The 12,956-nt window shown below is 70.5% G+C and carries 8 protein-coding genes and 1 pseudogene; 5 read left to right on the top strand and 4 right to left on the bottom strand.

Translation table 11 applies throughout. From position 1 onward, the window contains the following. Positions 1 to 144: 144 nt before the first annotated feature. Both mce and ccrA read left to right on the top strand, forming a co-directional pair. Positions 145 to 579 (top strand): methylmalonyl-CoA epimerase, encoded by a 435-nt coding sequence (mce, locus tag QQK49_RS03885; RefSeq protein WP_284302795.1) that lies wholly within the window; start codon positions 145 to 147, stop codon positions 577 to 579. A gap of 228 nt (positions 580 to 807) precedes the next feature. Further along, positions 808 to 2,147 (top strand): annotated as a pseudogene (gene ccrA / locus QQK49_RS03880) (crotonyl-CoA carboxylase/reductase). Positions 2,148 to 2,402: 255 nt separating this feature from the next. Here ccrA and QQK49_RS03875 read toward each other — a convergent pair. Further along, positions 2,403 to 2,696, bottom strand: coding sequence for a hypothetical protein (locus tag QQK49_RS03875; protein WP_284302794.1), 294 nt, complete (start codon positions 2,694 to 2,696; stop codon positions 2,403 to 2,405). A gap of 86 nt (positions 2,697 to 2,782) precedes the next feature. Here QQK49_RS03875 and QQK49_RS03870 point away from each other — a divergent pair, with 86 nt between their 5' ends. Further along, the gene (locus tag QQK49_RS03870) at positions 2,783 to 4,960 is read left to right on the top strand and encodes a hypothetical protein (RefSeq protein WP_284302793.1); all 2,178 of its coding nucleotides are present in this window, start codon (positions 2,783 to 2,785) and stop codon (positions 4,958 to 4,960) included. A gap of 90 nt (positions 4,961 to 5,050) precedes the next feature. On the opposite strand, the gene QQK49_RS03865 is transcribed toward QQK49_RS03870, so the two are convergent. Then, entirely contained in the window at positions 5,051 to 6,823 is a 1,773-nt protein-coding gene (locus QQK49_RS03865; protein WP_284302792.1) for a 3-hydroxyacyl-CoA dehydrogenase family protein, read from the bottom strand. Positions 6,824 to 6,958: 135 nt separating this feature from the next. On the opposite strand from QQK49_RS03865, the gene nucS reads away from it, so the two are divergent. Together nucS and QQK49_RS03855 are read left to right on the top strand one after the other, a co-directional pair. Then, positions 6,959 to 7,663 (top strand): endonuclease NucS, encoded by a 705-nt coding sequence (gene nucS / locus QQK49_RS03860; RefSeq protein WP_284302791.1) that lies wholly within the window; start codon positions 6,959 to 6,961, stop codon positions 7,661 to 7,663. Positions 7,664 to 7,919: 256 nt separating this feature from the next. Beyond that, positions 7,920 to 9,368, top strand: coding sequence for a gamma-glutamyltransferase (locus QQK49_RS03855; protein ID WP_284305817.1), 1,449 nt, complete (start codon positions 7,920 to 7,922; stop codon positions 9,366 to 9,368). Positions 9,369 to 9,434: 66 nt separating this feature from the next. Here the strand turns inward: QQK49_RS03855 and QQK49_RS03850 are convergent, their stop codons facing one another. After that, a complete protein-coding gene (locus QQK49_RS03850) occupies positions 9,435 to 10,613 on the bottom strand; it encodes a hypothetical protein (protein WP_284302790.1) in 1,179 nt (392 codons plus the stop codon). A 273-nt stretch (positions 10,614 to 10,886) separates the two neighbouring features. Beyond that, positions 10,887 to 12,929 carry a protein meaA gene (locus tag QQK49_RS03845; protein WP_284302789.1) on the bottom strand — a complete coding sequence of 681 codons (2,043 nt, stop codon included), beginning with the start codon at positions 12,927 to 12,929 and terminating at the stop codon, positions 10,887 to 10,889. Positions 12,930 to 12,956 lie beyond the last annotated feature (27 nt).

Genomic DNA, 12,956 nt, shown 5'->3' with positions numbered 1-12,956 from the left:
TCGGTGAGTGCAGCCCACTCTAGGGCGCGCCGACTTCGGACTGCAGAGTCGCGCCCCACTGATCGGGGCGCCCGGGACGGGGCCGTTGGTCCCCGGGTACACCGCTCCCGCCCTGGGAACGCGGTGCGGATCTAGGCTGGAGGCATGAGCACTCAGGGACTCTTCACGCACATCGATCACGTCGGCATCGCAGTCCGTGACCTCGACGAGGCCATCGCCTTCTACGAGGAGAAGTACGGGATGCGCATGGCCCACCGCGAGATCAACGAGGAGCAGGGCGTCGCCGAGGCGATGATGGAGGTCGGGGACTCCTCCTCCTGCATCCAGCTCCTCGCTCCGCTGAACGAGAAGTCGACCATCGCCAAGTTCATCGACAAGAGCGGCGTCGGCATCCAGCAGATGGCCTACCGGGTCGAGAACATCGACGAGGTCTGCGAGACGCTGAAGGAGCGCGGCCTGCGCCTGCTCTACCCCGAGCCCAAGCGTGGCACCGCGGGCAGCCGCATCAACTTCATCCACCCCAAGGACGCGGGCGGCGTGCTCGTCGAGCTCGTCGAGCCCAACCCCGAGGGTCACTGAGCACCCTCGCATCCGCTCCTGGAGCGACACGGGCCGGCGCACATCATGGCGTCAGGCCCGTGTCGTCGCAGGTCAGATGCTTGTCAGGTGTGTAGGTGATGAACCTCACCCGGCGCAGGTCTCCACACCGGGTCCCGCGCCGGTGATCGTGAACGCAGACGAAAGGCGGGGCGTGAGCATGCGCTCGCGCCACGGTGCCCCACTCGACGACGAGCTCAAGGAGACACCATGCAGGAGATTCTCGACGCCATCATGTCGGGCGATCGGACCGAGGAGACGTACGCAGGCCTGACCCTGCCGGACTCGTTCGACGCCGTCGTCGTCCGCAAGGACGAGGTCGACATGTTCGAGGGCCGGGCGAGCAAGGACAAGGATCCTCGCGAGAGCCTCCACGTCGACCACGTGCCTCTGCCCGAGTTGGCGCCGGGTGAGGCGCTCGTCGCCGTCATGGCGAGCTCGGTCAACTACAACACCGTGTGGACCTCGATCTTCGAGCCGATCCCCACGTTCGGGTTCCTCGAGCGGTACGGCCGCCTCTCGGAGGCCGCCAAGCGGCACGACCTGCCCTACCACATCGTCGGCTCCGACCTGTCGGGCGTCGTGCTGCGCACCGGCCCCGGCGTGCACCTGTGGAAGCCCGGTCAGGAGTGCGTGGCCCACTGCCTCTCCGTCGAACTCGAGCACCATGAGGGCCACAACGACACGATGCTCGACCCCGAGCAGCGCATCTGGGGCTTCGAGACGAACTTCGGCGGCCTGGCGCAGTTCGCCATCGTCAAGGCCAACCAGCTCATGCCCAAGCCCGAGCACCTCACGTGGGAGGAGGCCGCCTCCCCGGCCTGGTCAACTCCACCGCGTACCGCCAGCTCATCAGCAAGAACGGCGCCGCGATGAAGCTCGGCGACCGCGTGCTCATCTGGGGCGCCTCCGGCGGTCTCGGGTCGTACGCCACCCAGATGGCCATCGCCGGCGGCGCGACCCCCGTGTGCGTGGTCTCCAGCCCCGAGAAGGCCGAGATCTGCCACCGCATGGGCGCCGAGCACGTCATCGACCGCAGCGCCGAGGGGTACAAGTTCTGGAACGAGGACGGCACCAAGCAGAACCCCAAGGAGTGGAAGCGTCTCGGCTCCGACATCCGCGAACTCACCCGCGGGCACGACGTCGACATCGTCTTCGAACACCCCGGCCGTGAGACGTTCGGCGCGTCGGTCTACGTGACCAAGAAGGGCGGCACGATCGTCACGTGCGCCTCGACGTCGGGCTACATGCACGAGTACGACAACCGCTACCTGTGGATGAACCTCAAGCGGATCGTCTCCAGCCACTTCGCCAACTACCGCGAGGCGTGGGAGGCCAACAGCCTCATCCGCCGTCGCCTCATCCACCCGACCCTGTCCAAGACGTACCCGATGGACCAGGTCGGCCAGGCCGCCTACGACGTGCACAAGAACGCCCACCAGGGCAAGGTCGGGGTGCTCTGCCTCGCACCGGAGGAGGGCCTCGGCGTCACGATGCCCGAACGTCGTGAGCCGCACCTGGACGCGATCAACCGGTTCCGCAACATCTGAGCCCGGCCGAGCCCCGAGCCCTGCGGCCCGTCGCCCTCACCGGCGGCGGGCCGTCGCTCGTGCGGATCCCGGCAGCGGGCGTCAGGGGCCGCGTCTCGGCGAGCCCGGTCGCACTCGCAGGTCGTAGTAGGCTCGGCCAGGAGTCCGCGCAGCGCCCGGGTACCCGGTTTCAGGTCCAGGTCGAGACGAGCGAGGCGCCACGGACACTTGATACTTCGACCACAGCCCCGGGGGTGAGCAGTGCGACCTCGCGCGTCAGCGGTAGGCGCCCCTCGGCGGACGTCGATCGCGGGCCCGCCAGCACGTCGTGTGCCAATGACGCCGGTCGGTCACGCCACCCAGGCCCTCGGCCGGCCACACCACGACGTGGGCGCTCTCACCGGCGAACATCTGCTGGCAGCCGGGGCACAGGTAGCGACGGCCCGGCTCACGTCCGGCCACCTGCCGCACCACCCAGATCTCGCCGGCGTGCCGCTCGCGGGACTCGCGCACGAACAGGCCGGGGTCGAGTCCGCGTTGGTCACGGCGACGGCGATTGGCTCGGGGCACGGCCACATTCTCGCAACAGCGTCCGACCACTCCGCAGGGGTGGCCGCCGCGGACATGGTCGCCGCCCGACGGCGTAGGAGGAATCGATGACCGACAGGGCGCGTCCCTCACGCCGCGACTTCATGCGGGTGAGCGGGCTCGCGGCCGGTTCGCTGGCCGCCTTCGCCGCGTGCACGACGCAGACCCCGCCCGAGGCTGCCCCGACGCGCAGTCCCGACTCCCCCGCCCCCGCCGGCACCGCGACCTCCCCGACCGTCGACGTCGATTCGTGGGCCCCGCAGCCCGTCACGATGGGCGATTTCGAGGTCACCTCCATGCAGCGCGGCGAGGAGCTCGTGCTGCGCACCGTCGACGGCGAGCGCACCTTCTGGGCCGGGGTCGGCCTCGCCGCGACGCTGCCCGGCTACCTCCCCGGCGAGTTCGCCCCGACCGCCGAGGACTACCGCCGCTGGTTCGGCATGATGCGCGATGTCGGGGTCCGTGTCGTCCGCCTCGACTCGCTGCAGGCGCCGGCGCTGTACACCGAACTCCTCGCCCACAACCAGGCGAACCCGGACGCGCCGCTCTATCTCCTGCAGGGCATCACGGTGCCCGCGCTCAGCTCCCCCGGCACCGACGACCGCCCGTTCGGCACGGCGACCCGCACCGCGATGACCGCCGAGATCGCGGCGACCAGCGCGGCGATCCACGGTGACCTGCAGCTTCCCTCCTCCGGGTCCGCTCCGAACGGACGCTGGAGCGCCGACGTCTCGCCGTGGATCGCGGGGTGGATCATCGGCTCCCCCTGGATCCCCGGGGTCGCGCTGGCCACCGACCGCGACTACGACGCCCGCCCGTACAAGGGGACCTACTTCACGTCCTCGGCGGAGGCGAGCGCCACGGAGTCGTGGATCGCGGCCCGCATGGACGAACTCGCCACGGCCGAGGCCAAGCGGGGGGTCAGCGCGCCCATCGCGGCGGCCAACCACCCCGCCACCGACCCGCTCGAGCACCCCGAGGAGCCGGTCAAGGGCAACGACCTGGTCTCCATCGACGTCAACCACATCGGCGTGCTCACCACGTGGCCCGGCGGCACCTTCGCCGCGTACGCGGCCTACCCGTTCACGCCGAAGTTCCTGCGCTACCAGAACTCCTACCGCAACGTCGCCGACCCCTACCGCGCCTACCTGCTCGACCTGCGCGGTCACCACCAGGGGCTGCCGCTGGTCGTCACGGAGTTCGGGGTGCCCGCCTCGCTCGGCCGCAGCGACAACGCCGCGCTGGGGCGCAACAGCGGCTTCCTCGACGAGCAGAGCGCCATGCGCACCAACGCCGACCTGCTCGTGATGTTCCGCGAGATCGGCGTCTCCGGCGGGTTGCTGCGCTCGTGGACCGACGACTGGTCGGCCACCTCGCCTCCGACCGAGCCCCGCACGCGGGAGGTCCGCCCCGAGCGTCGCGCGCTCTTCCACGACCCGCTGACGAGCACGCAGTGGTACGGGCTCCTGGCCCACGACCCCGCGAAGGCCGGCGCGCGCGTGGTGCACAACGCGCCCGAGGACGAGATGACCAAGGTGACCGTCGACCACGACGCGTCCTACCTCTACATGACGCTGTTCTTCACGCGGCGGGTCACCTCACCGGTCGACGTCGGGTTCAAGCTCTTCGAGGCCGCCGGACTGCGGCTGCCCGGCGGATCGGGACGGCCGGTGTACGACGTGGCCCTGCACTTCGTGCCCACGATGAGCACGGTGACGATGTTCGTGCGCCGCACCCTCGACCCTGCCCGCCTCGACGGGTTGCCGACGCTCTATCTGCCACGGGCAAATTCACGGGGCTGGGTCGTCCACCAACTGACGATGGCCCCGCCGCTGGAGGTCCCCGGCAGGCGCACGATGCCTGCCGAGATGCTGCGCGTCGGCGAGCTCGTGCTCGGCACCTGGGATACGAGCAGCTCGGCGTACAACTCCCTGGCCACCTGGCAGCTCGTGCGCCCCGACCCGGCCCAGCCGATGGAGTGGCGCCTGCGTCTGCCCTGGTCGATGCTCGCGTTCGCCGACCCGGCCGGCCGCAAGGGACTCGTGCCCGACCTCGGCGAACCGACACTGGTCGACGTCACGAGCATGGACGTGATGGTCGAGTCGAGCACCCCCGGCAGCCCGGCCTACTTCCGCGTGGCCTTCCCAGGGTGGAGCGAACTCCCCGCCACCACCGAACGCCTGCGCGCGGGCATGACCTCGCTGTCCGAGGCGTTCGTCGAGGCCACCCGCCCCCTCGACGCCTGACCACACCTCGACACACACGCCGAGACCGCCACCTGCAGGCGGCGGTCTCGGCGGACACCACCCGAACTCGCGTGAGTCCGGACGCGGATGTCAGTGCGTGCGGAACCCGCGCTCGGTCTTGCGGCCGAGGTACCCGGCCTTGACCAGGTGCTCCAGCAGGGGCGCCGGGGCGAAGCCGCGCTCGCGGAACTCCAGGTAGAGCTCACGCTGGATCGCGAGCGACACGTCGAGTCCCACGGTGTCGAGCAGTTCGAACGGCCCCATCGGGTACCCACACCCGGCCTTCATCGCGAGGTCGATGTCGTCGGTCGTCGCGTAGTGCGCCTCGAGCATCTTGATGGCGTCGTTGAGGTAGGGGAACAGCAGGGTGTTGACGATGAAGCCCGACCGGTCTCCGCAGGTCACGGCCCTCTTGCCGAGCTTCTCGCACACGTCGAGCGCGGTGGCCACGACGTCGGTCGAGGTCGACACCGTCGAGACGACCTCGACGAGTTTCATGACCTGGGCCGGGTTGAAGAAGTGCATGCCGATGACGTCGGCCGGGCGCTTGGTGGCCATGGCGACCTGGATGACGGGCAGTGAACTCGTCGTCGTGGCGAGGATGGCCCCGGGCTTGCAGATCTCGTCGAGGTTCTCGAACATCGCCTGCTTGGTCGAGAGCTCCTCAGAAATGGCCTCGACCACGAGGTCGACGTCGGAGAGGACGTCGAGGGCGGTGCTGATGCTGATGTTGGCGATGGCCTGCTCGCGGACCTCGTCGGTCAGCTTGCCGCGCTGCACGGCCTTCGCGAGGCTCTTCTTGAGCCCCTCGAAGGCCTGCTCGACCCGCCCGGCGTGTCGGGAGACGAGCTTGACCTCATAGCCGGACTTGGCGAACACCTCGGCGATGCCGGTGGCCATCGTGCCGCTGCCGACGACGCCGACCTTGGTGGTCGGGCGGGGTTCGACACCGGCGGGCACGACCGAGGTCGAGGCGCCGTCCTCGACGACCTTGCCCGAGCCCGGCTTCTCGTAGGTGTAGAAGCCGCGGCCGGTCTTTCGCCCGAGCAGGCCCGCGGCGATCATGTGCTTGAGCATCGGGGAGGGCGCGTGCAACTTGTCGCGGCCCTCCTTGTAGATCGTGTCGAGCACCGCGTAGGCCACGTCGAGCCCGATGAGGTCGAGCAGCGCGAGCGGCCCCATCGGCAGCCCGCAGCCGAGCGTCATCGCGGCGTCGATGTCCTCACGGCTCGCGTACCGGTTCTCGTACATCGACACGGCGCGGTTGAGGTAGGCGAGCAGGAGCCGGTTGGCGATGAAGCCGGCCTGGTCGCCGACGACGACGGGCTCCTTGTCGAGCCGGCGCGCGATGTCACGGATGTCCTCGAGCACGTCGGGGGCCGTGATGACGGTGGCGATGATCTCCACGAGCTTCTGCACCGGCGCCGGGTTGAAGAAGTGCAGGCCGACGACACGGCTCGGCGCCCGGGTGGCCGTCGCGATGTCGGTGACGGAGAGGCTGGAGGTGTTGGTGGCGAGGATGGCGTCGTCGGCGACGATGTCGTCGACCTTGCCGAACACGTCGCGCTTGATGGACAGGACCTCCGGCACCGCCTCGATCACCAGGCCGCAGTCGGCCAGGGCGGACAGGTCGTCGGTGGTGGTGACCCGGCCCAGCAGCGCCTGTTGGTCCTCCTCCGACATCTTGCCGCGCGAGACCGCGCGGGAGGTCGAGTTCTGCAGGTGCCCTCGACCGCGCTCGACGGCATCGGCGTTCATCTCGACGCCGACCACCTCGAACCCGCTCCGGGCACATACTTCGACGATTCCGGCACCCATGGTGCCGAGTCCGATCACACCGATCTTCGTGATTTCGCGAGCCATGTCCGGAGTCTTCCAGAGCACTCGCCCCACGTCGCCCGAACGACGGTGTGGCCTTGTACACGCGGCCGGAGAGGGGGCCCTGCGATGCGTGGTCGGCGCCGAGGAGGGAGCAGCGGATGCTCTAGGGTGTGCGGCGTGCGTCTGGTCATCGCGAAGTGCAGTGTCGATTACGAGGGTCGGTTGGCCGCTCATCTCCCGCTCGCGACCAGGTTGCTGCTGGTCAAGGCGGACGGATCGGTCCTCGTCCACAGCGACGGCGGCTCCTACAAGCCGCTCAACTGGATGTCGCCGCCGTGCTCGATGGCCGAGGTCGGCCCCGACGAGCTCGAGCGGGCCGACGGCGTCGAGGCCGTCTGGGTCGTGCAGAACGCCAAGAGCGACGACCGCCTGCGCGTGCGCATCCACGAGATCCACCACGACTCCAGCCATGAGCTCGGCATCGACCCGGGCCTGGTCAAGGACGGCGTGGAGGCGCACCTGCAGAAGCTGCTGGCCGAGCACATCACGACCCTCGGTGAGGGGTACCGCCTGGTCCGGCGCGAGTACATGACCGCCATCGGGCCGGTGGACATCCTCTGCCGCGATGCGGGCGGCGCCCACGTGGCCGTCGAGATCAAGCGGCGCGGCGAGATCGACGGGGTCGAACAGCTCACGCGCTACCTCGAACTCATGAATCGCGACCCGCTGCTGGTCGGCGGCGGTCCGGTGCAGGGTGTGTTCGCCGCCCAGGAGATCAAGCCCCAGGCGCGCACGTTGGCCACGGACCGGGGCATCCGGTGCGTCACCCTCGACTACGACGCGCTGCGCGGGCTCGACGATGTCACCGGACGCCTGTTCTGATCGAGCGGCCCGACGGTGACAGACTGCAAGGGCGTCGACTCCTCACGGATGTCGGCGTCGTCCTTTTCGTCCCACCGTCCGACCCACACCGCGCGACCGGGCAGCAACCCTGCCTGCCCCCGCGCCCACCGCAGAGCGAGGAACCCCGCATGACTCGACGGCAGATCGCCGTGGCCGCACCCGCACCCGAATCGGCGGAGGCCGCGATGGCGGTCGCCGAACTCGGGGGAACGCGGTCGATGCGGCCGTCGCCGCGATCTGCGTCGCCTGCGTCACCGAGGTCGGCATCGTCAGCCCCATGGGTGGGGCCTACATCAACGTGTGGGCGCCCGGTGAGGACCCGCTGGTGCTCGACGGATACGTCGAGATGCCGGGTCGGGGGCGGCCGAAGGAGTGGTTCGGCACGGGCCTGCGGGAGTTCCGGATGACCTACTACGGCGGGTTCACGGTCAACGGCGGTCACGGGTCGGTCGCCACGCCGGGCATGTTCGCCGCGCTCGACGAGGCCTCCACGCGCTGGGGCACGCTGCCGTGGCGTGAGCTCGTCACCCCCGCGGCCTACGTGGCGCGGCAGGGCTGGCCGGTCGGGACGGCGTCGGAGTTCTACCTGCGGCACAGCGGCGACAACCTCTTCGCCTGGGACGCCCAGACCCGTGAGTTCATGTCGCAGGGCGGGCACGGCCCGGCCCCGGCGCTCGGTGAGGTCGTGCGATCCGCTGACCTGGCGAACTCCCTGGAGACGATCGCCCGCGACGGGGTCTCCACGCTCTACACCGGCGAGATCGCGCACGTGCTGGCCGACGACATGGACGCCAACGGCGGCCTGCTCGGCCTCGCCGACCTCGCGGCCTACCGCACCGCCGTCCGGCCCCCGCTGCGCACCCGCCTGACCGACTGGGACGTCGCGGTCAACCCCGCCCCCTCGATCGGCGGACCGGTGCTCACCGCGATGTTGCGGCTACTCTCCGCCCGGCGGACGCGCGACGGGCGCACCGCGGCCTCCGACGTCATCGACATCCAGCACACGGTCCTGGAGTACCGGCGCCGCGCCATCGACGCCGCCGAGGACCTCGAGGTCGCGGGCCACGAACTCATCAGGGCGCTGGACGAACTCGGCCCCGAGGGACTGGCCGCGGTGACGAGTTCGCCGGAGACGATCCACGTCTCGACCATCGACAGCACGGGCCTGGCCTGCTCGATCACGACCTCGGCGGGGTACGGCTCGGGCGTCACGGTCCCCGGCACCGGACTCATGCTCAACAACGCCCTCGGCGAGCCCGAGCTCAACCGCCGCGGTCTGCACGCGCTCGCCCCGGGCACCCGGATGGCCTCCAACATGGCCCCCTCGACGGCGCGACGTGACGACGGCTCGACGCTGGCGGTCGGCAGCCCGGGCGCCGACCGGATCACCACGGCGCTGATGCAGGTCATGGGCGGCGTGTGCCTCGACGGCAAGTCGATCCAGGCGGCCATCGACCAGCCACGGCTGCACGTCGCGTTCGACGAGCACGACGGCAACCCGCGGGTGGAGTTCGAGAACGGCGACGACATCCTCGCCGCCGTCGACGCCTGCGGCATGCCGACCGTCGAGCACGAGCGCATCGCGATGTACTTCGGCGGTGTCGGGGCGACCCTGTGCCACCCCGACGGAGTCCTCGAGGCCGCCGGCGACCCGCGCCGCACCGCAGCGACCGCGATCGGCTGACCTCGGACAGCAGCCGAGGGCGAAACAGCCGCGCCGGAGCGACTGTCTCAGACCGCGCTTACTGTCTCAGGTGGGGTCGGGGGCGGCGTGTTCGACGGTGCGGCCGTCGGCGTCGATACGCACCGTCACCGCGTCGTCCGTGCTCGTCAGCGGGGGTGTCGCCGTGCTCGGCAGAATCAGGACGTGGCAGCCCCGGTAGAGGTCGGAGAGCTCGTCCAACACGTCCCAGAGCGGCCTGGTCTCGTCCAGGGGTTCGTGCGTGGACTCACCGTCGCCGGCATGGACACCGGCTCCGTGCACACCGACACCGGCGTGGACGGCGGCGACGCCGGCTCCGTCGAGCAGCCTGTCGGCCACGGGCCTCGAGGCGCCCGGGCCGAGCACGTGGAACGTCGCCGGGCACTGGAGGTCGCTCACCGCCGGTCGCCGGTCGTGAGCGCGGGCGGCGGGACGACCGTGGCGCGGATCTCCCCGCCCAGGGGGCGGCGCGTAGTGAGGGGTCGACGACCTCGGCGTGCACCTGCGCGCGGGTGCGCCCGGCCATCTCGTCGGCCTCGCGCAGGACCGCCGGGTCGACGTCCGGGGGATCTTGCGGACGAACGGCGCCTCGGTCCGGCGACGCAGCAGGTGCAGAACGGCCGCATCGATCCACAGCGGGCTCGGCTGACCGTCGGGGAAGTGCTTGCCGGAGGTGGCCCCGAGGCCGACGCGCAGCTCGGGGTCGGCACAGACCAGCGACGGCACGTACCACTCGTCCGGGGTGCGCACGTGGCCGAAGAACGCCCGCAGCGCCGGATTCGTGTGGTCGGCCCGCAGGACCGAGTCGATGGCGCGCCGGCCGTAGACGGACCAGTACCCGCACTTGACCGGTTGCACGGGCGGGGTGTGACGCCGGAGGCGGGTGCCGATCCACAGTCGCGGCTCGTCCGGTTTGACGAGGACCCTCGCCCGGTCGGTCAGCAACGATCCGGCCTTGACCACCGCTCTCCTCGCCGGCGCCCGGTCGGGGCGCAGGGCGGGCGGTGGCAGGAGGACCCTCCAGTACCAGCGGTGGTCGTCGGGCTGATCCACCAACGGGTCGAGCAGGGCGTCGACGTCGCGCTCGCGCACCTCCGCCTCCCACCGGGCGAGGTCGCGCACGGGGTAGTCCTGACCGGAGACGACGGCGACGTACTCACACCCGGTCATGGCCCGGGCGACCGCGAAGGCCTCCAACTGGGCCTCCACCAGCGAGAACGCCCCCACTCGACCCGAGTCCGGCTCAGCAGCGGTTGGGCACCCTCCGCCTCCACGACCGCAGGGTCGAGAAAGAGGGGGTTCTCGTACCGCACGAGGATCCGGCTGTGCGGGCTCAGGTCGCGGATGCGCCGGACGAGCCGGAGGACCCCGTCCGGATCGGTGTGACACATCACCACGTAGCAGAACGCCATCTCACCTCTCCGTCCGCGATCGCGCGGGATCCGCATCAGACTAACGGCGGCGAACGTACCGTGTCGGACGAATGTCCGGCAGGAGGAGTCAGGGCAACGGGGCCGCGCTCATCCCGTGGCGTTCGCGGATCACCTGGACGATGTGACCGATCGACGTGGTGAGGTCGTGGTGGCGGGGCGTGAAGACCTCGCTGACCCCGAGGGCCCGCAGCTTGGCCGCGTCGGAGTCGGGGATGATCCCGCCGACGATGACCGGCACGTCGCCCGCGCCCGCCGCCTCCAGCCCGTCGAGGATCTCGGGCACGAGCTCCATGTGCGAGCCGGACAGGATGGACACGCCGACCGCGTGGACGTCCTCCTCCACCGCCGCCCGCACGATCTGCGCGGGGGTCAACCGGATTCCCTGGTAGACGACCTCGAACCCGGCGTCGCGGGCCCGCACCGCCACCTGCTCGGCGCCGTTGGAGTGACCGTCGAGACCCGGCTTGCCTACGAGGAAGCGCAGGTGGGTGCCCAGCTCCTCACCGGTCGACCGGACGAGGTCACGCACGCGGGCCAGCGTGCTGCCCTCGGCCGCCTCGCCGACACCCACGCTGCCCCCGACACCGGTGGCCGCGCGGTACTCGCCGAAGACCTCACGCAACGCCTGGGCCCACTCCCCCGTCGTCACACCCGCGCGGGCGCAACGCAACGAGGCCTCCATGAGGTTGACCTCCTCGTCGGCGGCGTCCTCGCGCAACGCCGCCAGGGCGGCCTCCACCTCGGCCTTCTTGTCGGGGTCGGAGTCCCGCTGCTCGCGCCACGCCCGGACGGCCTCGGACGCGGCCTGCTCCACGGCCGGGTCGACCGTCTGGATGGCCGTGTCGAGATCCGCCGTCAGCGGGCTCGGTTCGGTGCTCGTGAACTTGTTGATGCCGACGACGACGTCCTCACCGGACTCGATGCGCTGGCGGCGCAGGGCGTGGGAGGCCACGAGCTCGGCCTTCATGTACCCCGACTCGACGGCCGCGACGGCACCGCCCATGTCCGCGATGCGGGCCATCTCGGCCTTCGCGCCCGCCACGATCTCGGCCACCTTGGCCTCGACCACCGGCGAGCCGTCGAAGAGGTCCTCGTACTCGAGCAGGTCGGACTCGAACGCGAGGACCTGCTGCAGACGCAGGCTCCACTGCTGGTCCCAGGGGCGCGGCAGGCCGAGGGCCTCGTTCCACGCCGGGAGTTGCACGGCCCGGGCGCGCGCGTTCTTGCTCAGGGTGACGGCCAGCATCTCGAGCACGATGCGCTGCACGTTGTTCTCGGGCTGGGTCTCGGTGAGGCCCAGGCTGTTGACCTGCACGCCGTATCGGAAGCGCCGGTGCCTGGGGTCCTCGATGCCGTACCGCTCGCGGGTCAGCTCGTCCCAGAGCTCGACGAAGGCGCGCATCTTGCACATCTCCTCGACGAACCGCACCCCGGCGTTGACGAAGAAGCTGATGCGGGCGACGACGTCACCGAACCGCTCCTGCGGCACCTCGCCGCGCTCCCGCACGGTGTCGAGCACCTCGATCGCCGTCGCCATCGCGAACGCGACCTCCTGCACCGGCGTCGCGCCGGCCTCCTGCAGGTGGTAGCTGCAGATGTTGACGGGGTTCCACTTGGGCATCGTCGAGACGGTGTAGGCGATGGTGTCGGCGGTCAGGCGCAGCGAGGGCCCCGGCGGGAACACGTGCGTCCCCCGCGAGAGGTACTCCTTGATGATGTCGTTCTGCGTCGTGCCCGCGAGCTTGACGACGTCCTCGGCGGGGTCGCGGCCGGCGTCCTGCGCCTGCTGCTCCGCGGCGACCTGATACATCGACAACAGCCACATGGCGGTCGCGTTGATGGTCATGGACGTGTTCATCTCGGCCAGTGGGATGCCGCCGAAGAGTGCCGTCATGTCGCCGATGTGGGAGATCGGCACACCGACCTTGCCGACCTCACCGCGGGAGAGCTCGTGGTCGGGGTCGTATCCGGTCTGCGTCGGCAGGTCGAAGGCCACCGACAACCCGGTCTGCCCCTTCTCGAGGTTGCGCCGGTAGAGCGCGTTGCTCGCGGTGGCGCTGCTGTGCCCCGCGTACGTCCGCATGACCCATGGCTTGTCACGTTCTCCCATGGGTGGACGGTAACCCGCGGCGGGGAC

Origin of the sequence: Mobilicoccus caccae, from assembly GCF_030161635.1 — a bacterium.
Classification (GTDB): Bacteria; Actinomycetota; Actinomycetes; order Actinomycetales; family Dermatophilaceae; genus Mobilicoccus; species Mobilicoccus caccae.
This window is presented reverse-complemented; position numbering and strand designations above follow the sequence as displayed.

Bases quoted from the DNA above. Each gene is read 5' to 3' on its own strand.
- QQK49_RS03870 (WP_284302793.1), top strand. From the start codon at position 2,783: ATGACCGACAGGGCGCGTCCCTCACGCCGCGACTTCATGCGGGTGAGC.
- mce (WP_284302795.1), top strand. From the start codon at position 145: ATGAGCACTCAGGGACTCTTCACGCACATCGATCACGTCGGCATCGCA.
- QQK49_RS03845 (WP_284302789.1), bottom strand. From the start codon at position 12,929: ATGGGAGAACGTGACAAGCCATGGGTCATGCGGACGTACGCGGGGCAC.
- QQK49_RS03865 (WP_284302792.1), bottom strand. From the start codon at position 6,823: ATGGCTCGCGAAATCACGAAGATCGGTGTGATCGGACTCGGCACCATG.